The 24982-nt window shown below is 48.3% G+C and carries 23 protein-coding genes; 3 read left to right on the plus strand and 20 right to left on the minus strand.

Annotated features, from left to right (window positions below; all coding sequences use genetic code 11):
- Positions 1-41: 41 nt before the first annotated feature.
- From DXD92_RS11765 to DXD92_RS11790, 5 genes are all read right to left on the minus strand, one after another.
- Positions 42-1832 carry an ABC transporter ATP-binding protein gene (locus DXD92_RS11765; protein ID WP_118640575.1) on the minus strand — a complete coding sequence of 597 codons (1791 nt, stop codon included), beginning with the start codon at positions 1830-1832 and terminating at the stop codon, positions 42-44.
- The gene (locus DXD92_RS11770) at positions 1804-3120 is read right to left on the minus strand and encodes a nucleotidyltransferase domain-containing protein (protein ID WP_118640576.1); all 1317 of its coding nucleotides are present in this window, start codon (positions 3118-3120) and stop codon (positions 1804-1806) included. The genes DXD92_RS11765 and DXD92_RS11770 overlap by 29 nt, the downstream gene beginning before the upstream one ends.
- On the minus strand, positions 3117-3608 hold the full coding sequence (locus DXD92_RS11775) for a S24/S26 family peptidase (RefSeq protein WP_118640577.1): 492 nt from the start codon (positions 3606-3608) through the stop codon (positions 3117-3119). Before DXD92_RS11775 ends, DXD92_RS11770 begins: the two co-directional genes overlap by 4 nt.
- The gene (locus DXD92_RS11780; protein WP_118640578.1) at positions 3605-4528 is read right to left on the minus strand and encodes a hypothetical protein; all 924 of its coding nucleotides are present in this window, start codon (positions 4526-4528) and stop codon (positions 3605-3607) included. The genes DXD92_RS11775 and DXD92_RS11780 overlap by 4 nt, the downstream gene beginning before the upstream one ends.
- Before the next feature lie 277 nt (positions 4529-4805).
- A complete protein-coding gene (locus DXD92_RS11790; RefSeq protein ID WP_256372477.1) occupies positions 4806-5300 on the minus strand; it encodes an AAA family ATPase in 495 nt (164 codons plus the stop codon).
- A gap of 205 nt (positions 5301-5505) precedes the next feature.
- Between DXD92_RS11790 and DXD92_RS11795 the strand changes: the two genes are divergently transcribed.
- The 3 genes from DXD92_RS11795 to DXD92_RS11805 all read left to right on the plus strand — a co-directional run bounded on the left by DXD92_RS11795 (position 5506) and on the right by DXD92_RS11805 (position 7490).
- A complete protein-coding gene (locus DXD92_RS11795) occupies positions 5506-5844 on the plus strand; it encodes a PqqD family protein (protein ID WP_022462364.1) in 339 nt (112 codons plus the stop codon).
- The gene (locus DXD92_RS11800; RefSeq protein ID WP_118640580.1) at positions 5841-6248 is read left to right on the plus strand and encodes a hypothetical protein; all 408 of its coding nucleotides are present in this window, start codon (positions 5841-5843) and stop codon (positions 6246-6248) included. The genes DXD92_RS11795 and DXD92_RS11800 overlap by 4 nt, the downstream gene beginning before the upstream one ends.
- 120 nt (positions 6249-6368) lie before the next feature.
- Complete coding sequence (locus tag DXD92_RS11805) at positions 6369-7490, plus strand: radical SAM protein (protein ID WP_118640581.1); 1122 nt, start codon at positions 6369-6371, stop codon at positions 7488-7490.
- Between the two features lie 63 nt (positions 7491-7553).
- On the opposite strand, the gene DXD92_RS11810 is transcribed toward DXD92_RS11805, so the two are convergent.
- The 15 genes from DXD92_RS11810 to DXD92_RS11875 form a co-directional block, all read right to left on the minus strand.
- Complete coding sequence (locus DXD92_RS11810; protein ID WP_330425658.1) at positions 7554-8111, minus strand: glycoside hydrolase family 95-like protein; 558 nt, start codon at positions 8109-8111, stop codon at positions 7554-7556.
- Between the two features lie 91 nt (positions 8112-8202).
- Positions 8203-10380, minus strand: coding sequence for a glycoside hydrolase family 3 C-terminal domain-containing protein (locus tag DXD92_RS11815; protein ID WP_305764453.1), 2178 nt, complete (start codon positions 10378-10380; stop codon positions 8203-8205).
- A 199-nt stretch (positions 10381-10579) separates the two neighbouring features.
- A complete protein-coding gene (locus tag DXD92_RS11820) occupies positions 10580-11185 on the minus strand; it encodes a type IV toxin-antitoxin system AbiEi family antitoxin domain-containing protein (protein ID WP_022462444.1) in 606 nt (201 codons plus the stop codon).
- A 316-nt stretch (positions 11186-11501) separates the two neighbouring features.
- Positions 11502-12581 (minus strand): histidinol-phosphate transaminase, encoded by a 1080-nt coding sequence (gene hisC, locus DXD92_RS11825; RefSeq protein ID WP_158579800.1) that lies wholly within the window; start codon positions 12579-12581, stop codon positions 11502-11504.
- Between the two features lie 122 nt (positions 12582-12703).
- The gene (locus tag DXD92_RS11830; RefSeq protein WP_118640583.1) at positions 12704-14368 is read right to left on the minus strand and encodes a peptide ABC transporter substrate-binding protein; all 1665 of its coding nucleotides are present in this window, start codon (positions 14366-14368) and stop codon (positions 12704-12706) included.
- A gap of 92 nt (positions 14369-14460) precedes the next feature.
- A complete protein-coding gene (locus tag DXD92_RS11835) occupies positions 14461-15486 on the minus strand; it encodes an ABC transporter ATP-binding protein (RefSeq protein WP_118640584.1) in 1026 nt (341 codons plus the stop codon).
- Positions 15479-16522: an ABC transporter ATP-binding protein gene (locus tag DXD92_RS11840; RefSeq protein ID WP_118640585.1), complete on the minus strand. Its 1044-nt coding sequence runs from the start codon at positions 16520-16522 to the stop codon at positions 15479-15481. Before DXD92_RS11840 ends, DXD92_RS11835 begins: the two co-directional genes overlap by 8 nt.
- Before the next feature lie 5 nt (positions 16523-16527).
- A complete protein-coding gene (locus DXD92_RS18740; protein WP_118601125.1) occupies positions 16528-17433 on the minus strand; it encodes an ABC transporter permease in 906 nt (301 codons plus the stop codon).
- Positions 17434-17445: 12 nt separating this feature from the next.
- Positions 17446-18360, minus strand: a complete 915-nt coding sequence (locus tag DXD92_RS18745) for an ABC transporter permease (protein WP_199695853.1) — start codon at positions 18358-18360, stop codon at positions 17446-17448.
- A 96-nt stretch (positions 18361-18456) separates the two neighbouring features.
- Entirely contained in the window at positions 18457-18795 is a 339-nt protein-coding gene (locus tag DXD92_RS11850; RefSeq protein ID WP_118640586.1) for a P-II family nitrogen regulator, read from the minus strand.
- Between the two features lie 30 nt (positions 18796-18825).
- Positions 18826-20040, minus strand: coding sequence for an ammonium transporter (locus DXD92_RS11855; RefSeq protein ID WP_055227847.1), 1215 nt, complete (start codon positions 20038-20040; stop codon positions 18826-18828).
- 87 nt (positions 20041-20127) lie between these two features.
- Positions 20128-20466 carry a P-II family nitrogen regulator gene (locus tag DXD92_RS11860; protein WP_055221847.1) on the minus strand — a complete coding sequence of 113 codons (339 nt, stop codon included), beginning with the start codon at positions 20464-20466 and terminating at the stop codon, positions 20128-20130.
- Between the two features lie 226 nt (positions 20467-20692).
- Positions 20693-21727 (minus strand): 2-hydroxyacid dehydrogenase, encoded by a 1035-nt coding sequence (locus DXD92_RS11865; RefSeq protein WP_118640587.1) that lies wholly within the window; start codon positions 21725-21727, stop codon positions 20693-20695.
- Between the two features lie 88 nt (positions 21728-21815).
- On the minus strand, positions 21816-23189 hold the full coding sequence (locus DXD92_RS11870) for an MATE family efflux transporter (RefSeq protein WP_118640592.1): 1374 nt from the start codon (positions 23187-23189) through the stop codon (positions 21816-21818).
- Positions 23190-23878: 689 nt separating this feature from the next.
- Entirely contained in the window at positions 23879-24148 is a 270-nt protein-coding gene (locus DXD92_RS11875) for a hypothetical protein (RefSeq protein ID WP_118640588.1), read from the minus strand.
- Positions 24149-24982 lie beyond the last annotated feature (834 nt).

The following is a 24982-nucleotide window of genomic DNA, read 5'->3' on the forward strand; positions in this document are numbered from 1 at the left end:
CACTCTTCCGACCTTTGTGTCTTTTTTGTGTCTTTTTTCTGTCAAAAATCTTCCACCATCTTTGCCCCTTCTGCCCCATCGAGTTCGGTCACGGTTCCATTCATGACACGGTAAACTCTCTGGCAGAGGCTGAGGACACTCGGACGGTGCGTCGTAACGATACAGGTTTTGTTGGGACGCTGACGGATGATGTTTCGGAGGACGTTTCGTTCCGTCGTGACATCCAGTGCCGAGGTGGCTTCATCGAGAAGCAGCACCGGGGCATCGCGGAGGACGGCACGGGCGATGGCAAGCCGCTGGGACTGGCCTTCGGAGAAACCGCGGCCACGTTCCCCGACGCGGCTGTTGATGGTATCCGGCAGATGCTGGACGAAATCCCAGGCGCAGGAGATTTTGAGTGCCTCAATGATCTCCTCGTCGGTCGCATCCTCTTTTACCATACGCATATTTTCGGCGATTGTGCCGGAAAGGATCGTATTTCCCTGCGGAACATACGCGAAGAGATGACGCGTTTCAGCGTTCATGGGAACCGTCTTTCCGTTTGAGACAATGATCACGGTTTCCCCCTCCTGCGGGCGGATGAGACCGAGAATCAGGCGGATCATCGTTGTTTTTCCCTCGCCGGACGGGCCGACCAGCGCTACGATCTCGCCGGGAGCGGCCTGAAACTCCGATTTGGTGATTACTTTATTTCCTTCTATATAAGAAAATTCTACCCCGTGCATCTGTACCCGGAAGCCATCCTTTGCCAGCGGATCAAGCGCGGCACTCTCCGGGATATGGATTTCTTTTGGCAGCTCCACGAGCTCACGGATCCGGTGCGCCGAGACGGAGCTGTTGAGGAAGGACGGAATAATCGAAATCACGTTTCCAAACGCGCCGGAAAGGTTGCTCCGCTGCTGCAGGAACAACGTCATGGTTCCATAGGTAATGTCGTGCGTCCACAGACGGAACAGACAGTATCCGAATGCCGTAAACTCCACCGCACTCCCGAGAATGGACATTACAATATTGGTTTTAATCGTAAACAGATTATATTTCAGGCTGATGTCTTTGAAAAGTCCCTGCCACCAGCGCATCTTTTTGCTGTAATACGGCGCAATGCCAAACGATTTGATGGTATCAAAATTGTAGAATGCTTCTACCTCAAAGCTCATCAGGTTGCTGCTCATCTCGCGCACTTTTTTGCTGTATTCCCGCTGACGGCGGATCATAAACCGGGACATCAGAAGCAGGAACGGTGCGCTTAAAAAAGCAATCAGTGCCATGACCCAGTCATAATGCAGGATTACGAAAAAGGTGGCAATAAACCGATACACGGCAATGATAATCGTCGGGAGCCAGCTGATTGCGTTGCCGCTGACCGTTCCAATGTCGCCGTTGAAACGGTTGAGTACGTCACCGTTTGCGTATTTGCTGATTTCCAGCCAGTCCGCATCAACGATTTTGTCAAAAATATCCGCCTGGATGTCGTTGTTGATGGCGATACCAAGCTTCGTTGAAATGCGGTTGATGACACTCTCAAACCCAAGGCTGAACACGGTGCTTCCGATCATGATGCAAAGCAGCAGCGGGAGCTTCTGTATCTGGTATCCGGTGATGATATCGATCAGGTATTTTCCTGCCACGCTGCTGACAAGGCCAAGAGAAGTGCTTAAGATGCCGAGAATCGTGTAAAAAACGATCGCACCTTTATAGCGCGCACTGTAGCCAAAAATCCATTTCCAGTCATCGATGATTTCAGAGAACGTTCCATTTTTCCATCGCTCCGACAGGATGCGGATAGACTCAAAGGGAGCGTCTTTACTTTTCTCTTTGGATTCTTCCTGCATGCGCGCCTCCTCTCTTTTTCCCGTCTGCGGTGCGGATCATATCGTATTTCTTCAACAATTCGACACGTCCCGCACCCACTTCAATGCTCAATTTCTGTCCTTTTTCTCCCTGCCCCAGCCATTTCAGGATTCGCTCCACGTATGCAGCCGGGAGCAAAAACGGATACCTCGCCGCATAGGGATACTTGTTTTTCATATAGGAAGCTTCCGGAACCAGCGATTTCCAGATTCCCCCGGCTGTGTGCTTTTCCATTCCGGTTTCTGCCGCATACAGGGTAATGTTTGCACTGTGGATCCGTCCCGCGCTCGATTTTCCGAACGAACCGGCATCGAGAATATCGATCAGAAGCGCTTCGGAATCCGAGTGAAGCTTCTTTGCGGCACGGACTGCCCCACTTGCTTCATAGGAAAAGCCCAGATACCGCTCGCCGATATCCAGCAGATTGATACAGAAGCACGTCATATGATACTCTTCGCACAGCTGCCAGAACATTTCCCAGTCTATTTTTCTTCCATATATACGAATCATCTGTACCATATCACAGATCTGACGGATCCCGACGCCGCCGTGAAGAAAGTGCTTGAAGCTGTGACAGAGAAGATAGAAAAGATGATGCGTTTCTTCTAAGGTAAAGATACTCTGACCCTGCACTTCCACCCTGGATGGATGCGCAAAAACATCGGAAAATGCACGGTTCAGATAACCATAGGCAGAGGATTCTGTGCTGAACAGCCTGGTATGTATTTCATAGAAGACCCCTGTTTTCGGATGAATGTAGCCCATCTCTTCCGGGGCATCACCGTCTTTGGCACCATTTGGCATTGCGGTTTCTTTGTCCCGCACAAAGCCCTTCCTCATAAAACAGGCATCTACTGTTGCAAAATCCTTTGCCGAAATCAGAAGATCCTCATCCCCGGACGGGCGCAGATCCGGCTTCGGATAGAGACTTCTGCACACAATTCCTTTCATCACCAGCGGCTGCACGCCCAGATGCTCCAGCTCCTTTTCATCGGAAAGAAACAGCGCTGTACGCGAAACCTGCTGCAAAACACTCTGCATTGCCTGCGTTTTTACCTGTCTGCGAAGCTCGTCCGGAAGTTCTGCAAATTCCGGTGTTTTGCCCACAACATCGTAGACCGCTGACAGCAGCGAATGCTGTGCCGCTAGGACAAACAGATGATTCCATTGTTTTTCTGTCAGCGCCTGAATTTCCGCCGGCGATGCTTTTTCTTCTGTCAAAAACGCACAAATCACCGCAAGGAATGCGGTTTCTGTTTCTGTAATCATCTTCTTTTCCTTTCATTTTCTGTGCACGCATCATTTTTCTTTTTATCCACACCGAATAACCGGGCATATCCATGCATCAGAATCGGGCGAAGCGGGATGATGCGAATCCAGACCTGTGCAAAAAACTCCCACCAGAACGTTCCCGGTACAAGTATTTTTCCTTTTCGTTCCACTTTTGTCACCCGTGCAAAGATCTGCTTCCGTTGCACATGATGCTCGATTTCCGTCTGTGCATCCCCGATTATGTCATAACCGTCTGCATGAACGCGGCAGATCCGATGCACGACAAACTGTCCGCCCGGCCGCTCATAAAATACGATATCACCTCTCCGAAGTTCCCGCTCCGGCGCTCGGAAGAAAATACTGTCGCGTCCATGAATCAGAAACGGCGCCATGCTGCTCCCGGAAATCACCATACGCATTTCTCTGCCCTGCTCTACAAGTTCTTTCAGCATTCCGACATAGGCACGTGTATCCATCATTTTCATGCATGTTTCTCCCTTTTCTGAATCATGTTTTTGTGCAGTGCAGCTGCATATGTTTCACTTTCGAACGAACCGGCCCCGATCTCCTGCTCCAGCGTTTTCACCGCATCTTCTGAAATGTCGCACGCCAGATGATACACCGGAACTTTTCCAGCAAGCTGTTCGAGAAGGTCGAGACTGTGCACCATTCCCTCCCTGTCCCAGCGGTTCATGGTGATCTGTCCGTACAGACTCGTAAATGCCTCTGCCGGACGCAGCCGCCACGCCTGATTCGTCTTTGCCTGGCTCAGCATTACAATGCATCCGACCGGGAGCTTTTTGTTTTCGCAGACTCCTGATGTTCCGCAGACCGGCCAGCCGTTTGCTGTCCACGCTGTGCCATCATATTCCAGCAATGCCTTATCCCCATTTACGGTACGGCTTCCCCGGTACTGTTCCCAGAGTTCCGCCTGCGTGGTTTTGCCCGTTCCCGATGGTGCAGAAAAGAGCATTGCTTTCCCCTGATACTCCGTGTATGCACAGTGCAGAATCAGGCACGGCTGCTCTGCCAGACGGCGCTCCAAGGCAAGGAGGGAAAGAAAAACAACTTCATACTTTTCAACTTCTGCCAGATACCACCTGCCGACGAAAACCTCCGCACGATTTTGCGCAGTCTCACGGTAGAATGCATAAGGACGCGCTTCTCCTTTCACACCGATCCGGCGGCTCTCCAATCCTTCTTTTGTATGAAACACCTGCAGATCGACCCGATCCACAATCAGCTCTCCCTCCGCTTCCGGCAATATGTCGACGGCCGTAATGATATATGTATAATCTGCAGAATCCGTTTCCACCAAAAATTTTTCCATATCCACCGGAAGTACCAGCTCTTCCGGAAACTTCAGCCGGAAGGAAAAACTCCCTGTCTGAAATGTTTTTTCCATCAAAAACTCCTCTTTCTCCCCATGATCTTCCCTTCTCTCCGCCACGTATCACGATCCCTTTTTCCGCATTTATGATAACAAAAAAAAGAGTCTCCGTCAATCTTTGTGGCTTTTTTGTAATTAAATACGTAATTTTATTTTTGACTGATCTGCAGCGTTTTATAGTCATGCCGGAAATACAGGATCTCCGCCGCACTGGTAATTCTCCACGAAAAGATATACAGCAGATACAGTGACGTAATGGTATGGAAATACGCGAAAATCGTGTACACCCAGATCACACGGAACACACAGGAACCGAGAATAATGATAAAAATATTCTTCCACAGCGAGTTTTCATCGTTGTATTGCAGAATGGAAATCTGCTGATTGCGTTGATATACTCCTGGGATACTTCGCGGTTTGGAATGGATACGTTTTCTTTTTCGTTATCGTATGTCAGATCTTTCATTACCTGTACCAGATTCTTTTCATCACGGAAGCGCACCTGACTGTACTGCTCTCTGAGATCAAAAATCAGATAGTCGTTCAGCATGCGCAGCATTTCGTCAATGCCGCTTGTTGCGCTTAAAAATTCCTGCATATTGGTTTTTATTACATCATACTGATTCCGATGTTTTTTATATGTTTCACTTCTGCCGATTTTTAAATTCTGAAATAGTGCATCGGTGTCTGTGCTTCTGTCATAATAAGCCGCCAGCATATCCGCTGCCATAGATTTTCCAAATCGTCTCGGACGGCTCACGCACAGATACCGCTGGAGTGTCCGCACACAGCGATTTGTTTTTCGTTTTTGAGCAGATTACATTCCCATCTTTTTCCAGTTTTTACTTGACTTTTCCTAGTTCTTCTTCTATAATCTTTTTGTAATGATAAATGTAATTTATTTCTGCGAACATTCTACATATTTTTCTTGCTGACTGCAGAAATACTTTCTGCCTGAAAAGGCACAGCATTTTGCAAGAGGGGAGTTTGTGATGGAACCGATTGCTTCTCCGACCCGGTCGGATTTGTTACAAAAGATAAATGAAAAAAAATATCGTGTCAATTCCGATTATCTGCTGCGTGAAATTGCAGGGGAATATGCGATTATTCCCGTTGGGACTGCCTGTCAGATTTCGAATGCAGTGATGGTTCCAAACGATACCGCTGCATTTCTCTGGAATGCTTTTCAGCAGCCACGTACCATTTCGGAAGTCGTTGCACAGGCGTTAGAGGAATATGAGGCTGCGGAAGATACGATTCAAAATTCTGCTTTAAATTTTGTGCATGATACTTTAAGGTATGCATTATTAGAGGAGGTTATATCGTTATGAAGAAAGAGTGGATGGAACCTGTTGTTGAGGTTCAGGAATTTGCTGCAAATGAATATGTGGCGGCCTGCGGGGATAGCGGGAAAGTTTATAAATTTGTCTGCGATGCTGGACAATACGGTCATAATTATAATGTTTATTATTATGATGGATCTGGGCAAAAAAAATATATCGCAAAAGAAGACTCATGGGGAGGCTGGGGCTCTCAAGCTCAATTTTCTGGATATCATCCTTGTAACAAGACTCATGAAGCGGAATCTGACAGTGGATTTATCAGTGGTTTTATAGATGACCAGTCTACCCGCAATGATGAAGCAACCCCCGTTGTCATCTGGACCGAAAATGGTACAAACGTTCATTGTACTACCAGACTAGACATCAATACTTGGGAAACCGCCAAATCCTGATTTTTCCACTAAATAATAATTTTTCAAACCACAGCAAAAGGATCGAACCCACTCGTTTCGATCCTTTACTATACCTATTAATAATTGGTTCATCAAACCACTTTTTTCGGAGGAACCTTTATGAACTACATGGACGACGCTTCCACCTTCGAGCGTTCTTTTCTCCAGAAAGCGCGCCAGCAGCACATTCCTATTACCGGCGCGCTTGAACTTCTGCCACTCTGCAATATGAACTGCGACATGTGTTATGTCCGTCTGTCCCGTTCAGAAATGGAATGTCAGGGACAACTCCGCACAGTTGATGAATGGATTCTGCTTGCACAGCAGATGCAAAAAGCCGGTACACTTTTTCTTCTTCTGACCGGCGGTGAACCACTTCTCTTTCCTGATTTCAAAACACTATATCTTGAGCTTCGAAACATGGGTATGATTCTTACCATCAACACCAATGGAACCCTGCTGGGCGAATCCTGGGCTGATTTTTTTGCTGAGTACAGGCCGCGCCGCATTAACATCACGCTCTACGGTGCCGATGCCGCTTCCTATAACCGTCTCTGCCATTACCCCCAGGGCTTTGATCAGACCGTCCGCGCCATCCGTCTGCTCCGCGAACGAAACGTTGATGTCAAAATCAGCTGTAGCGTCACTAAAAAGAACGCGCATGATTTTCCAAAAATCTTTGTTCTCGGAGAAAAGCTTGAAGTCCCCGTTCATGCCGATCACTATATGATGCCCGCCGTCCGGGAACGCTCCCTTCCTTTTGATGCTCAGGTCCGCCTGAACCCGGAAGACGCCGCTGCGCTTGCCCTGCAGACACTGAAACTGCAGCTGACCAGCGATATTTTCCGGCAGTACGTTCATGAATCCATCCACCGCGTCAACAATCCGTCTTTTCCACGGGACAATGGTCATATCTCCTGTCTTGCCGGAAACTGCTCCTTCTTCATCAACTGGCAGGGCTTTCTTTTCCCCTGTGTGATGTTATCCGAAATCTCCGCCCCTGTTTTTGATCTTGGATTTATTTCCGCCTGGGAAAAAGTTTCCGCCGCTGCACAGAAGATTTCCCTAAGTTCCCAATGCTGTCAATGCCGTTTGCAACCGATATGCCGCACCTGCGTCGCAGCCGCGTTTTTAGAAACCAGTTCTTATCGGGGAATGCCTGGTTATCTCTGCCGCTATTCCGAGCATTACTATCACCTGCTGCTGGCAGAAGAAGCTTCTTTTTCCTCCATCGCCTTATAGTCTTTACATATGCTGAAAACGCCGGACAGATTTTTCTCTGCCCGGCATTTTCTATCTTCATGTTTATGATTCAAGCAGCTGCAATACCGCATCCAGCATAACTGTCTCACCTTTTTCCAGTTTTACCGCTTGACGCATCTCTCCATACACAACTTCCCCTTCATACGCCTGATCCGCCGTAACCGCACACCGTGTCAGTTTTCCATTCTCCCACGCAAGTGCAATCGATGCATTTCCAACCAGCCGCAGGCCTTTCACTTCTCCATGATCCCACGCCTTCGGCAGCGCCGGAAGGAGAATGATTTTGTGTTCTCTGCTCTGCGCCATCGCGCGCTCCAGCTTTTCGGTAATCTTCTCTGCCTCTTCGATCACCAGAGTATGACCCATGGTATACACACGGCCGCCCGTTGCTTTTGCCGACAGGCACATGGCCAATTCCAGGGCATTTTTTCCTAGGTTTCCGCTCAGATAAATCGTGTGATCGTTGACCTTTCCTGTACGGTCAAAATATTTTGCACGGTTCAGCATCACCTCAACCGACACTTTTCCCTTCGGTGCACGAAGATGCAGCACCATACAGTCCGCCGGTCTGGAAATGAAGCAGGTTCGGCAGATTTCCAGCGATCATCGCACCAAGCCGTCCATTCTGTCACCAAAAGAGGGAGGCAGACGATTCCACCTCCCTCTTCGTTTTTCAATTTCTATCTAATACTTAATACTCGACGTTCTCTTCATTTCCTTCTTTTCTGACCGTCAGAATCTCTGTCTCACGTCCTGTCAGCGCGCGGCTTCTTTCGCCCGGCTGCTGTCCGCCGATGGAGATTTCATACTCGCCCGGCCGTACGACACATCCGCCGTCCTCTGTGATAACAGCAAAATCTCTTGCATGCAGTGTCACGGAAACCTCTTTTTCTTCTCCTGCCTGCAGTTCCACGCACGCGATGCCTTTTAACTGGAAACCTGGCTCACCCGGCTGTGCGTTTTTGTATTTCACATAAACCTCTACGCTCTCATGCAGCGGATATGCACTCTCATTCTTCACCTTCGTGCACACGGTCACATCGTCGAGCACCGCGCTCGTCTCCTGCTCCGTTTTTGCGCCGCTGTAGGAAATTGTTCCATACGTCAGTCCATATCCAAATGGATACAGAATATTTTTATCAGTATAGCGGTAGGTTCGTCCTGCCATGCTGTAATCGGTGAACTCCGGCAGATTTTCTGTTCCCTGATAGAAAGTCACCGGCAGTTTTCCGTTCGGTGCATAATCGCCGAACAGCGCCTCGGCCACGGCTTTTCCGCCGCGCGCACCCGGATACCAGCTGTCAAGGATAGCCGGTACATGCTCCTCGGCCCAGGACAGGTCGATGGCACTTCCTGCCGAGAGAACGAGGACTACCGGTTTTCCAACCGCTGTGATTGTCTCAAGCAGTTCCTCCTGTAAGCCCGGCAGATTGAGGCCCAGCTTATCGCCGCTCGCGTATTCGTTTCCGGCATCGCCTTCCTCGCCCTCAACAGTTGCATCAAGTCCAAGGCACAGAACGACAACGTCTGCGTGCTCAGCGGCAATGACAGCCTCTTTGAAACGGTCTTTGTCCTCGCCGAGTCCTTCGACTTTATTTTTATACAGATGGCAGCCCTCTGCGTATGTCACTCTCACATCATCACCGACATACTGCTGAATTCCTTCCAGCGGTGTGATGTATCTGGACGATGTTCCCTGATAGTTTCCAACCAGCGCTGCTCTCGAGTTCGCGTTCGGTCCGATCACGGCGATACTGCGGATCTTCTTCACATCGAGCGGCAGCATGTTGTTTTCATTTTTCAGCAGAACCATACTTCTTCTCGCTGCCTCGACGGACAGATCAACATGCTCTTTGCACTCGACTAGATCGTAGGACAGATCTTCGTACGGTGACGGATAGTCTTTCATCATACCGAGGCGGATGCGGATTTCCATCAGGCGCTCAACTGCCGCGGTGATTGCCTCTTCGGATACCAGGCCATCCTCGTATGCTTTCGGCAGATGCAGGAAAGCAACGCCGCAGTTCAGGTCACAGCCGTTGTTGACGGCACGCGCTGCGGACTCCTCTACATTTTTGGTCACTCTGTGGTGCTCATGGAAATCTATGATTGCCCAGCAGTCGGAGACAACATGGCCTTCAAAGCCGAACTCATCGCGCAGGATGTCCTTTAACAATGTCTTGCTTCCGCATGCCGGTTCACCGTTGACACGGTTATACGCGCCCATGACTGCCTCGACTTTTGCATCCTTGACACAGCGTTTGAAGGCATACAGATAGGTGTCATACAGATCATGTTTGCTGACTCTTGCGTCAAACTCATGGCGGATCGCCTCTGGGCCGCTGTGGACGGCGAAATGTTTGGCACACGCCGCTGCCTTCGGGTGATCCGGGTCCGGTCCCTGTAATCCGCGGATGTAGGCGCATCCGAGCTCACCAGTCAGATACGGGTCCTCACCATATGTCTCATGGCCACGGCCCCATCTCGGATCACGGAAAATGTTGACGTTCGGTGCCCAGAAGGTCAGGCCTTTGTAGATGCCGCGGTCGCCTTTTCTCGAAAACTCGTTGAATTTTGCACGTCCCTCGGTAGAAACAACATCACCGATCTCCTGCAGCAGCTCTTTATCAAACGTTGCTGCAAGGCCAATAGCCTGCGGAAATACCGTTGCCACACCAGCTCTTGCCACGCCGTGCAGCGCTTCATTCCACCAGTTGTATGCCGGAATGCCAAGACGCTCGATCGCCGGTGACTGATAGACCATCTGGCTCATTTTTTCTTCCAGCGTCATCTGGGAAACCAGCTGTTTTGCATACTCTCTCGTCTCTTTACTCATAGGTAAAATCCTCCCGAAATTTGTTGCCTCTATTATATCGCCGCGTTTCCCGTTCGGCTAGTCAAGTATTGCTCTTTGCTTCTCATTTTATGCGATTTTTGCGAACAACACAGGGGAACATACGAGGAAATCGTGTATGCGTAACCATCTGATATACACGCAGAAACTCCCGGCAGAATTTCTCGTATAAGATCTTCCGTCGGGAGTTTCCCTTATCTATTCCTGTGAAATTTTATTTCTGATACTCTTCCTCGATATTTTTTACCGCACGGAGCTTGTTCGCGTATTCCAGAATCTCTTCTTTGGAATATTTCTGTTTCCGGCACCAGGTGAGGATTTCTTCTTTTACTTCCTCCGGCATCTTGTTGTTCATGCGCAGACAGTCACAGAAGGTTCTCTTCGGAGAATAATATTTGTAGGAACCAAACTCTGTCTTTTTCTCACAGATTTCACCCGGGACATCGGCATTCTGGAAATAAAAACGTCTGATTTCAAAATTTTCCAGATCCATTTTTTTTCGGTCTGTCCGTGCTGTTGCAACTGCAATCGTAGCCGGCTCTTCTTTCAGCATTCCGGCAAGCCATGCAGCACTGTCCATGCAGATGACTGCGCGTGGGTTTACTTTCGCAATTTCAATATATTGATAGTCTTCCGGTTTTTCATAACCACAGTCCTTGCACCAGTACCAGCCGCGTGCAAATCGTTCCAGACTTCCTTCCTCTTCCATTTCTGCCAGCTGCAGTACAGTCACCTGATGATCTCTGAGGTCTGCGAAGCTCATATATCCATGATGTTCTTTAAATAACGTCGTGATCTTCTGGTATGTTTTAAAAAGCATATTTTCTTTCCCCTTTCAGGATGTGATACATGTTTTTTCATCTATAGGCGTTTGCACATATAATATTCCAATTTTCATGGAATGGCAAGCACTAATTTGCAAAAACCATGTTTTTTCTCTGTTTTTTTCTTATTAGCTGCTGCTAACATATTTCTCTTTTTATCACTTATAAGTATACCTTTTTTACCTGAAATATGCAACCTGCTGATCCGCTTTTTCTGTTCTCATACCAGCAGAAAAAGACCGGATTTTTTACTTCTCATCCGGTCTTTTTCTCTTTCATTCTATCTTTTAACGTTTACCGTAAAACCTTTTTTCACTCTGCCGCTTCCAGAATTTCTTTTAATGCTTTGATATAAAGTTTACACTCCTCCATCGTTCCCACGCTCACACGGCTCATCTCAAAAGCGCCGATACGGATGCCCTTTTCCATCAGCTGTTCCTGAATCCAGGCAGGATCTTTTCCGGTATCGAAGTAGATGAAATTCGACTGGGACGGATAAACCCTGCAGCCAAGCGCTGCCATCTCTTTTTCCAGATATTCTCTTCCCTCCACGATTTTTGCTTTCTGCTCCTGATAATATTCCTGGTCTGCCAGGCCTGCCACTGCCGCTTTCTGGGCACAGACATTCAGGTTCCAGGAAGCGGAACATTTCCGCATGATTCCAATCAGCTCTTCGGAGCCCAGCGCATAGCCGACACGAAGGCCTGCCATCGCATAATATTTGGAAAAGGTACGGAGAACCAGAATCGGTTTTTCCGGATGCGCTTTCATATAATCAACCATACTGCAGCAGTCCGGCTCGGTGGCAAACTCCATGTATGCCTCATCCATCACCAGCAGCACGTCCTCCGGAAGAGTATCTGCGAATGCTTCCAGCTCCCCGATCGGCACATACGTTCCGGTCGGGTTATTCGGATTGCAGATCACCACGATTTTTGTTTTTTCACCGATTTTTTCTTTCATGGCAGGGAGATTAAATTTCTGCTCCTCGGTTACCGGTACGGAGACCGGCACACCGCCATTTAAATACGCCATGTCGGCAAATGCCCCGTAGGTCGGCGCGGAAAACAGCACCTCATCTCCCTCGTCCAGAAAGGTCAGTCCGATCATATCGATCATCGCACTCGATCCGGCGCCTGTCAGTACATTTTCTGCTTTTAATCCGTACTGCTCCGCTACCTTCTGTTTCAGCAGTACTGCCGCAAAATCAGGATAAAAATGGCTTCCCGCCATAGAGTCCTCCAGTGCCGCCACTGCCTTCGGTGACATTCCGTAATTGTTTTCGTTTAATCCCATATGGATCAGTTTTGAGGTGTCCTTCGCAAATGCCTTCTGACGTTTGCTCGGCGGCATGCTCTGTAATGCGTGGCTGATGATTTTATTTACTTCCATATTCATTTCCTCCTGTTTTCACGGCTTCTATTGTTTTTTTTCCGGAAAATTACCGTTTTACGGCTCCCCTCGAAACAGCTGCTAAGCCATCTGCAGAGCCTTCCCGTTTTCCGATTTTTTGCTTAAGACTCAGAAGAGCTGTCTCCCAATACCAGATATTTGGTACGGATCATGTTTCTGGACGGGTCGATCTCAAAGTTTGTGATATCGGTGCTTACCAGATAAATATTGGAAGAATTCAGTACCGGTACGCCGAAGCAGTAGTCGTTTACCAGTACGCTCTCAGCCTGGTGCAGCAGCTCAAATCTGGCGGTCGGATCGCTTTCCTCATTCGACTGTGCCATCAGTTCGTCATACTCCGGGCAGTTGGTCTTGTTATCGTTGTAGCTGTCGTTGGAACGGTACATGGAAAGGAAGGTGAACGGATCTGTAAAGTCTGCAGTCCATCTCATGCGGGCAAGCTGGAAATCACCGGATCTTCTCTCTGCTACCTGTACCTGCTGCTCCTCTGCCTGAAGCTCCACCTCGATGCCAAGGTTTGTTTTCCACTGTGCCTGCAGGGCCTGTGCCATATCGCTGTCGAGCTGGAGGTTCGGGTATTTGTAGGTGATGGCCGGGAAGCCTTCTCCATCCGGGTAACCGGCCTCTGCCAGAAGCTCTTTTGCCTTGTCCGGATCAAAGCCGATCGGATCTTCCTCTACTTCCTCTGCCCAGTCCTTGCCGCTTGCGGAGGATTTCAGATGTTTTGCTACGAAGAAATCACTTGCCTCATAAGAGGAACCGCACGCGGAAGCTACCTCATCGCGGTTGACTGCCATAGAGAACGCCTGGCGGACACGGACATCGTCAAACGGTGCTTCATTTACATTAAACAATACGTAGTAGCTTGTCATGGCCGGAGAAGTAATCAGCTCATCGCTGTCTTTATACTCGTCCATAACGGTATAATCTGCTGAGATAAAGTTCAGCTCACCGGATTTATACGCATTGATGATGGACTGTGTATCGTCCATAACCATCTTTTTGATCGTATCGGTTTTGATCCGGTCTGCCTGAACGTAATTTTCATTTTTCTTATAAACGCTGTACTGGTTCGGTACATACTCTGCGAGGTAGTACGGTCCGCAGCTTACCAGCGCATCCATGTCATTTCCCATTGCCCAGTCGCCGTTGGTTTCTGTCTGAAGCTCGCGATGCGTCGGCATATAAACCGGAAGTACAAAGAGCTGTTCGAAGTAAGCGCACGGCTCCTTTAAGTTGAATACGATGGTCTTATCATCGCTGGTGTCTACGCCAAGACCGCTCTCATCGCCGGTTCCGTTGTACATCTCCTCAGCTCCCACAATCGGGTAAAGCATTGAGGAATAACCACTCTTGCAGTTCGGATCCAGTGCGCGGACAATGGTATTTTTGAAATCGGCACTTGTCACATCGTCTCCGTTGCTCCATTTTGCATCGCTGCGGAGGTGAACGGTGTACTGTGTCATATCCTCATTGACATCAACGCTTTCTGCCAGAATGTAATCCCAGGAACCGTCCTCTTTCATTTCCATGATCGGCGCCATACACACATCATCGTAGGACCACCACCATAAACCGCTCTCTCCTGCACTGTCCAGGCTTCCGGCCTCGGTATACATCGTTGTCACAATCATATCGGAAGTACTGCCGCTTTTGCCTCCTCCGGAAGAGCTGCTGCTTCCTCCGCTGCTTCCGCATCCGGCAAGGGATCCTGCCAGAAGAACAGCCGCTGCCAGTGTCGCTGTTGCTTTCCATAATTTTCTCATAATGTTCTCCTCCTTTTGCTGCTGATGCTTTTTTGAAACACAACTCCGGTCCCCGGAACCTCTGTTCCCAAACCTGCCGCACCGGAATGGTTCTATTTTGCTCCGGCCAGCAGCGGTTCGATTGCCAGACCCTCCCTCTGTCTCAAATACCGCGGGGAATATAAGAAGCAAGCCACTTTCCTGCCCTCAATATCATACGTTGCCGGGCGGGCCTGGCTGCATTCTTCCATAGCGTAGGGGCACCTCGTGTGGAACGGGCATCCTTTCGGCGGATGGATCGGACTTGGGATTTCGCCTTCCAGCAGGATTCGTTTTCTGCTTCTTGCGGTCTTCGGATCCGGGATCGGCTCTGCAGAAAGCAGTGCCTTCGAATATGGGTGAAGCGGACGGCGGTAAACATCATTGGATTCTCCGATCTCTACCATGTGTCCCAGATACATGACACCGATCCGGTGGCTGATATGCTTTACCATGCCAAGATCGTGTGCGATAAAGAGATAGCTGATGCCCTCTTTTTTCTGAATATCCTCCAAAAGGTTGATGACCTGTGCCTGGATGGAAACGTCGAGCGCCGAAATCGGTTCGTCGCAGACGATAAAGTCTGGTTCGAGTGCCAGCGTTCTCGCAATTCCGATTCGCTGTCTCTGGCCGCCGGAAAATTCATGCGGATATCTCCGGATGTGGTCCGGTTTCAATCCAACCGTTTCCAGCAGCTCCTGCACGCGTTCTTTTCGCTTTTTTTCATCGTACATGTGATGAATCACCATCGGCTCCTCAATAATCTCACCGACGGTAAAACGGGGATTTAAGGATGCATACGGATCCTGGAAGATCATTTGCAGCTTCTGCCGGTAGGGAAGCATCTTTTTCCGGGAAAGCCTGGAGATATCTTCTCCCTCGAAAACGATTTCGCCCTTTGTCGGCTCATAGATCCGTAAAATCGTGCGGCCAAGTGTACTTTTTCCACAGCCGGATTCTCCGACCAGTCCGAAGGTTTCCCCTTTTTTTACCTCGAAGGAAATACCATCTACGGCGATGACCTTCTGTGCTCCCTTCATTCCTCTGTTCACATCAAAGTATTTACACAGGTTTTTTACTTCCAGTACATTTTTACTCATTGGCAGCCGCCTCCTCCCCGGAAACTGTAATCTTTGTTTCATCCATACATTCCAGCCAGCATCTGCAGCAGTGCGTCTCGCTGTAGGTTGTCACCGGAGAAGCCTGTACCTCACAGATCTTCATAGTGTAAGGACAGCGGCTCATAAATGCGCAGCCCTTCGGAAGCTTTAAGAGGTCCGGCGGTGTTCCCGGAATCGGAACGAGCGGTTCGTCGTTATCCTTTGCCGAATTGTTGATACTGTTCAGAAGACCTTTCGTGTACGGATGATGCGGTTCGTAGAAAATCTCATCGACGGTTCCCTCTTCTACGATCTGTCCTGCGTACATAATGGCGATCCGGTCGCACATAGAAGCGACAACGCCGAGGTCGTGGGTAATCATAATAACGGAGGTTCCTTTTTCCTTTGTCAGCTTTTTCAAAAGCTCCAGAATCTGTGCCTGTACAGTCACATCCAGTGCGGTTGTCGGCTCATCTGCGATAATCAGCTTCGGGTCACACGCCAGAGCCGTCGCAATGATGATTCTCTGCCGCATACCGCCGGAAAATTCAAATGGATACTGATCGAGCCGTTTTTCCGGACTTGGAATTCCGACCTGCCGCATCAGCTCAATGGCTTTCGCTTCCGCCTCTTTTTGGGAGCAATTCTGATGCTTTCGAATTCCCTCTGTCATCTGAATTCCGATTTTCAGGATCGGATTCAGAAATGTCATCGGATCCTGGAAAATCATGCCGATGCGGTTTCCGCGGATCTGCTGCATTTTCTTTTCATAAGCCCGTTTTTCTTTCCGGTCCTTCGTGTGCGGCGGAGAAATGTTTTCTCCGTCGAAAAGGATCTCTCCTTCTTCCACTCTGCCGTTCGATGCCAGAAGCCCCATCAGGGTCAGCATGCCGACACTTTTTCCGGAACCGGACTCGCCGACGATACCAAGTACCTCGCCCTCTTCCAGATGGTAGGAAACATCGCGGACTGCGCTGACGGTTCCCTGCTGCGTTTCAAATTTTGTTGTGAGATGGCTGATTTCGAGTAAACTCATACGCTTCACCCCCTGGTTTTCTTTGGATTAAAGGCATCGCCGATTCCCTCGCCGAGGAAGTTCAGGGAGAAAATGGTGATACAGATGCAGATGGTCGGCAAAAGCAGCTGTCCCGGGTGCATGGTAAGCACCTGACGGGCATCCTGTGCCATGGAACCCCAGCTTGCCATCGGAGCGGAAATGCCGATTCCGATGAAGCTTAAGAAGGCTTCGGTGAAAATGGCGTTCGGAACAAGGAAAGTAATCTGTACGATGATCGGCCCGATGGCATTGATCAGCAGATGGCGGAACAGAATTCTCGCATCGCTTGCTCCGATGACGAGTGCTGCCATGGAAAATTCCTGCTCCTTTAAGGCGATCAGCTGGCCTCTTACCTGACGCGCCATGCCGATCCAGCCCGGAATGCAGATACCGATCAAAATGCTTCGTACATTCGATCCGAGAACCATCATGATCAGAATAACGTAGATCATAGATGGCATTGCGTAGATGATATCCACAATACGCATCACAAAGTTATCAAATTTTCCACCAATGTAGCCGCACAGTCCACCGATCACCACACCGAGTACGGTGTTGATGACGGCTGCTCCAAAACCGATCGCCAGGCTGATACGGCCTCCGTAGCAGAGTCTTGTAAATACGTCACGGCCGAATTTGTCGGTTCCGAAAATATGCTGTGCCGAAAAGCCTGCGTACTGATTGGCTGCGTCCTGTGCATCGTATGCGTAGGGGCTGATCATCGGCCCGAAAATGGAAATCACCGCCAGAAGGAGGATGACGACCAGTCCGAGAACTGCCATTGGATTTTTCTTAAATCTTCCCCATGCCGCTTTCCAGAAGCTTTTGCTCTCCACGGCAATAAACTCGCTGTTCTTTTTGGATGGATCAATCGGTGAAAACCAGTCCATAACAGTCACCTCCTAGTTTGTCAGTTTGATTCTCGGGTCAATGAGGGAACAAATGATATCCACCGCCAGGTTTGCAACGGTGATAATCACACCGATGAAAACACTGAAGCTAAGGACTACGGTGTAATCACGGTTCGTGATCGCATTCGTAAATTCACGTCCGATTCCGGGAATGGAAAAAATAGATTCTACGACGAAGCTTCCTGTGATCAGAAATGCGATGGCCGGTCCGAAATAGGTGACAACCGGGATCAGTGCATTTTTAAGGACGTGACGCGCGGTGATGTACAGATTGCTAAGTCCCTTCGCTCTTGCCATCGTTACGTAATCCATCTGGATCGCCTCGGAATACGTACTCTTGGTCAGTCTGGCAATCGAAGCGATCTGTCCGAATGACTGTGCTGCCACCGGAAGAATGTAGTTGGCCGGAGAACCAAGACCGACGATCGGGAGTACCGGCCACCAGACACCGAAAATCATCATCAGCAGGATCGCTGTGACGAATCCCGGGATACTGACCCCCAGCGTCGCAATTCCAAGCAAGGTGTTTTTCACTGCCAGCCGCTTGCTCGTCGCCATCCAGATGCCCATCAGAATACCGATGAAAGCAGATACCGCGATAGAGAGAAGTCCGATGCTTAGCGTGTACGGAAATCCTCTTGCGATCAGTGTATTAACAGAAACGTTCTTTTTATAGGAAATGCCGAGATCCCCGTGCATCAGATTTTCCATGTAAAGGATATACTGTTTCCACATGGGTTCATCCAGCCCGTAGGTCGATTCAAGCTGCTCAATGGCGCTCTTGGAAAGATTGTCTGCCTCGAACGGGCTGCCCGGCATAATCCGAATCAGGAAAAAGGTAATGGTGATCAGCGCCCAGATCGTCACCACTCCAATGAATAAACGTTTTATGATATATCTTACCATGCAGCATTCCTCCCGTTCCGGCTTTTTTAGCTCAGAAGAGGCAGCCGAACGATCTGTTCTGGCTGCCTCTTTGCACCTTTTTACTGTCTTTTGTTTTTATAATGCTTCCTCGCCGCGCTGACCGGTACGAACCCGGATGACATCTGCCACTTTCTCGACAAAAATCTTTCCGTCTCCGATATTTCCGGTACACAGCTTCTTTTCCAGGAAGCCTTTTAATACTGCAATTGTCTTATCGTCACCGACGGTCTCGAATTTGCATTTCATCAGTACATTCGGTCCGCTCATGGTTCCGCGGTACATCACCCGGTAACCCTTCTGGTTTCCATATCCGGTGATATCCGTTTCCATCACGCCGTACACGGCACACGATTCCATGATGTCGATGACATCCTCCCGGTTCGCGGGTTTGACAATAACTGTCAGCTTTTTCATATCCGCACCACCTTTTTATTGATCCTTTTTTTATTTATCATTATGGAAGTGGAAGTTTGCATAAGCGCTGCATCCGTGCTCGTGCATATCCAGTCCGTCGATCTCTTCTTTCTCGGTTACGCGAAGTCCGATGGTCTTTTTCAGGACAAAGAACAGAATGAACGCCAGGATCAGGGTATATGCCGCAACTGCTACAAAACCGATCAGCTGGGTGATAAAGCTGCATCCCTCACCAAAAATGCCGGTGAATAAGGTTCCGAGTGCTCCACAGACACCATGTACACTGATTGCACCAACCGGGTCATCGATTTTTACGACTTTATCAAAGAATTCAACTGCAAATACAACGACAACACCTGCAACTGCTCCAATGAACAGTGCCTCGTAATCATTGACTACATCACAACTTGCTGTAATAGCTACCAGTCCGGCCAGTGCGCCGTTCATTGTCATACTGATATCCGGTTTTCCATAACGTACCCAGGTAACAATCAGGGTAACAAGCGTTGCTGCTGCTGCTGCGAGGTTTGTGGTCATGGCAATGTCGCCAAGGTTATAGGTTGCTGCTGTGGTCGATCCACAGTTAAATCCGAACCAGCAGAACCAGAGGATAAAGACACCAAGTGCTCCAAGCGGAAGGTTATGACCAGGAATAGCAACCGGTTTTCCCTCTTTTGTATATTTTCCGATACGAGGTCCGACCATTTTTGCACCGGCAAGGGCACACAGACCGCCGACCATATGAACTGCAGTAGATCCTGCAAAATCATGGAACCCGATCTGGCTTAACCAGCCGCCGCCCCAGATCCAGTGTCCGGTGATCGGATAAATGAAAACGCTGATGGCTGCGGAGTAAATCAAATAAGAGATGAATTTGGTTCTCTCTGCCATAGCACCTGATACAATCGTGGCCGATGTTGCACAGAACACGGTCTGGAAAATCATAAATACGCCGATCGGCAGGCCGTTGAACATACCATCTGCATCTGCCAGCGATTTCGGATGAAAGAAACCTGCTGTTCCGATAAAGGCATTGCTTCCTCCGAACATCAGCGCAAATCCGATGATAAAGAAGAAAATAGAGCCGAGCACGAAATCCATCATATTCTTCATCAGAATGTTTCCGGAGTTTTTCGCTCTTGTAAATCCTGTCTCCACCATGGCAAATCCGGCCTGCATAAAGTACACCAGAAAGGCTCCGACCATGGTCCATACGATATTGAGTAATACCTGTGTGTTTTCCATAATAAGTTCCTCCTCATTCCCATCTTACCTGTTCCCGTCTGCAGATCTTCTGAAACGGTCATCTTGAAACGGTAGCTTTCAGATTTTTTAAAGTGCCTGTTCGCCGTGCTCACCTGTCCGGATCCGCACTGCATCTTCGACATCGTAAACGAAAATTTTTCCATCGCCGTAGTTTCCGGTTGACAGGTTTTTTACAACAAAATCAACGATTTTCGGAACCTTGTCATCCTCCACAACGGTTTCCACTTTAACCTTCGGAAGCATTTTGGCCACGATTTCCGCTCCGCGGTACATCTGACGATATCCCTTCTGGTTTCCATATCCAAGGATATTCGTGATCATCATACCGTTTGCCTTCTGTTCCTCGAGGAGTAGCTCCAGATTTTCGAGACTCTCCGGACGAATTACAATTTCCAGCTTTTTCATGATTTTCCCTCCCTTTCCGAACCGGCTCCTGTACAAGCTTCCTACCTCCATTTACCGGCTCTGCTGCTTCTATATAGAAATCTGTTTTCTGACAGATTTTCTAACCTCTTCTTTCATGCCTGGACTGTTCCGCAGCTCTGCTGTTTTTACAATTGTTTTTATAGTTGTTTTTACAGTCGTTTTTTTGCAGCTGTTTTTTTGCAGCTGTTTTCACAATCCACTGTTTTTAATTAATCACACTCGTCGGCATTCCCTCCAGGTAAGACCGGAAGTTTTTCACCGCCAGATCGACTGCGCGGAGTCTTGCTGCCTTCGGCTGCCAGGCGATATGGGAAGTAATAAAGGTGTACGGCGACTGCATCAGCGGAATCTGATACTGCGGCGGCTCATTTGCGACAACATCGAGTCCTGCCATATAAACCTTTCTCGATTCCAGCGCCTCAAGAAGCGCCTCCTCATCGATGATGATGCCCCGCGCGGTGTTGATAATGATGACACCGTCCTTCATTTTGGCAAACGCTTCACGGTTCAGCAGATTTTCTGTTTCCTTTGTATGTGGACAGTGGATCGAGATTACATCCGACCGTTCGAAGATTTCTTCCATGCTGACCTGCTCGATGCCGTCATACTGCGGCCCCGCCTTTTTGTGACGGCTGTTTGCGATGACCTTCATGCCAAAGCCCTTTGCCATTCTTGCCGTCCAGAGGCCGATTGCGCCAAGTCCGATGATTCCCATCGTTTTCTGGTAGAGCTCAATCTGCGGCACGAACAGTTGATTGTAGCTTGCCTGCGGATTCGTTTCTTTTTCTTTCCAGTACCCTGTTTTGGTGTAATCGCTCTGTACCGTCACGTTATGACAGATGTTCATGAGCAGTGCCATCGCATACTGGGCAATGGTGACATCGCCGTAAATCGTATTCGTTATGGTCACGCCCCGGCGTCTTGTCATTTCCACATCGAAGTCTTCAAATCCATGTCCCAGCGTTGCGATATATTTCAGATTCGGATGCGCTTCAAAGAGCTTTTCGTTGATCACTCCTTTGTGGACCCAGATACCAAGTGCTGCGTCGGCGTTCCCGATCTGACTGCTGTAATCTTCGAAGGTGTACCTCTTTTTCTCCTGATGGATGATACGGAACTTTCCAATCTGCGGTACGGTCTGCAGCATTTTGTTCCACTCTGCTTCTATTTCTTCGTACGTCAGATCGATGGTTCCCGGGTCTCCCTGAAAAACGACTACCTCATAGTTTTCTTCTTTCATACGCCTCGCCTCCTGTTGTACTTCTGTCTTTTTATGTTCCGATTTCAAGATGGATTTCCAGTATGCCGACAAGTTAATTCTTCTGTTTTTATTCTGTAAGAATTTCCTTTTCCTGTTGCCTTACAACGGATTTATTTTCCCATTTATGACCGAGATACCGGACAATGCAAAATCCTGCACGGACTACCCAGTCGAGGGTCTGTGCAATCCAGACACCAAGGAGTCCCACATGGAGGGAAACACCGATCAGATACGCCAGTGCAATTCGAACGAACCACATGGACAGGATGCTGACCGTCATCGTAAACTTGGCATCGCCGGCAGAACGCATCGTATTCGGAAGGGTAAAGGCCAGCGGCCAGATCATCATACAGCAGATGCTGTGGTATCGAATCACAATCACTGCCATCCGGTAAGCGCCATCGGAAAGGTTATATGCTCCGGCGAACAGTGGTGCTGCTGCCAGAAGCAGGATATTCAGAATCCAAAGGAATGCGTAGGCTCCTGTGATCAGCTTCTTTGTATAGCTTCTCGCCTGCTTATAATCTCCCGCTCCGACACACTGGCCAACCACGGTTGTCATGGCAAGTCCCATCGCCGATCCCGGCATAAAAGCAAGCTGTTCCACGGTCATTGCACAGGCATTTGCTGCAATCGATGCTGTTCCAAATCCGGCAATCATGCTCTGGGTCAACAGCTTTCCGATCTGGAACATACTGTTTTCCAGTGCCTGCGGAACACCGATGGAAAAGATCTTTTTCATCATCTCCTTGTCCCATCCGGCCAGGAACCATTTCGTACAGTGGATCTCGTATTTTTCCTGATGCAGCAGTACAAGAATCACAATACTGGCAAAGGCTCTGGAAATCAAAGTGGAAAGTGCCACGCCTGCAACTCCCATGTCAAAGCCGAAAACAAAAACAGCATTTCCGATGATGTTCAGCGCATTCATCACGATGGAAGTAACCATTGAAATATTTGAGTTTCCCATAACCCGGAAAAGCGCTGCCCCCGCATTGTAGATGCCAAGGAACGGGAACGAAAGCGATGTAATGAAGAAGTATTCCACCGCATAGGCCATAACCTGCTCTTCCACCGATCCGTAGACCACACGGAGAATCCAGCGGTTTCCGAAAAAGGAAATGCCGCAGATGACAAGTGCAATCAGTCCGCAGATCATAACGAGCTGTTCGGCTGCGTGACACGCTGTTTTCTTATCCCCGCTTCCGAGGAACTGGGCTCCGACAACGGAACCGCCGCTTGCCATCGATGTGAAAATCACGATCAGCAGTACACAGATCGTATTGACAAGTGAGATTCCGGAAACAGCCGTTTCACCGGCTCCGGATACCATCACCATGTCTGCCATACCGACGGTAACGGCCAGCACCTGTTCCACAATCAAGGGAACGATCAGCCGGACCAGACGCTTTCGGTCAAATAAGACGTTTGTGTTTTCCATCGGACTTTCTCCTTTCCGGTTCTGCATTTTTTCTGTCCTGTTTCTGACAAAATCAAATTTGGTTTTCAGAAGCAGTCCCTGATACCTTTGATAACAAAAAACGACCTGGAAGTCTTCCTTCCAGATCGCCCCGTTGCGAACTTTTTACTGCCATTTGCAGGTATCCTTTGGATGGAAAAACGCGGCACAAAGCTTTCCCTTCGTACCGCGCCTTCGCGAATCCATTACTTATATGGAGTTTATCTTGAAAAACAGACAGATCATTTTCTGGTTTCCTGAGAGTGTTTTCCGGGAGAAATTTAAACCTGGGAGAAAGGGAAGAAATAAAAAAACGGAGAGATTCTTTTTTCAGAACCGCTCCGTTGCGTTGTCTTTATTTTGTTCCATTGCTCTGCTGTTTTTCAACATAGGCACATTCTAACGGAATTCCCGCTTTTTGTCAATCCTTAAATTTTTCGATGATTTCCGGTCTTTTGCGTCAGTTCTGTCAATTTTATACAATTTTGCCGATATTTTTTCAGTCATTTCTGAACATTTTTCTCATGAACCTTTGAAATTTCTTTGTTTTCTTTTAAAATCGCGGAAAAACTCCGGCAAAATTCTGTGAAAATTCAGAGCGAACGCCAGACTTTGCTTTCATCAAATATCCGCCACCTGTCCGGCGCCTGTTTGAAAAAGACTCCGGTATATCAGATCCAGTCAAAATCTCCGCCGGTAATCGCAAGACTTAAGAGTGCATCCATCTTTTCCACTTCCTCTTCGCCCTCAATTCTTTGCAGCAGCACTGCGGTATCCAGCACATCCTCCAAAGATTCACCAGGCCCGATTTCATAATCCACCTCCGCCTCGCAGTCCGGGCATGGGATTTTTTCCATCGTCTGAAGGGATAAAAAGCGGTTGCCGCATTTCTTGCATTCATAATAACCACATGTTTTGGTTCCGTCTGGTATGTAATACATAGATTCGTTTCCTCCTATCCATTTTCCGTTTCTTATTCTACCATACTTACCTTGCCAAAACCAGACATCTGAAAAAGAATCGTTTTTGCAAAAAACAACTCGTAAACACATGCGTACAAGTATTACACTGATTCTTGAAAGAAAAAGGACGCTGTATGCTCTCGTTTCTTTCGGGGCTGTAGCGTCTTTTCTGCTTTCACGGCTCGCGCAGACCGCAGGGCAGTCAAACAGATTTTTCAGCAGACATAGTTTAAGCCCGATCGATTTATTTTTTTCTCGACCGGGCTTTTAATGAATTTCCAGTAATTTCATTTTATACACCTGCTGCTTTCATTGATTTCGGGGTATTTCGTTATGTTCCTTTTGGACCGTACCTCCTGGATTTTTTTGTTTTTATTTTTTCCCTATGGGCCTCTGCCTTTCATTGGAATCATCTCCTTTAGGTTCTATATGTAAACTCTTCAGAGATTTTTTTGATGTTCAGATTAACTATGCCATTGGACTGTACCTCTTACTTTCTTAGATTTCGTCTTGATGTTTCTTTTTCGTTTTGATGTTTCTTTCTTGTTTTTATTTTTGTTCTCTTTTCTTTTGTTGATCTTATATTAACTCATCTTCTCCGTTTTGTCAATACTTTCTTTTAATTTATTTTACATTTTATTATTTTCAGAATATTATGACATCAAAATCGAAAGATCAGAAACCTGATGCAGTCTCACTTACAAAGAGGCGGCCGCAGGCTTTCGCAAAATTCAACCCCCGGCTTTTTTTGACCCACCGCAGGGCGATCCTGCTCCCTCCGGAACTCCACAGAATCTTCTTTCCAAAAGAGGA

Source organism: Blautia sp. TM10-2 (assembly GCF_003480845.1).
In the GTDB taxonomy this organism is placed as follows: Bacteria; Bacillota; Clostridia; order Lachnospirales; family Lachnospiraceae; genus Fusicatenibacter; species Fusicatenibacter saccharivorans.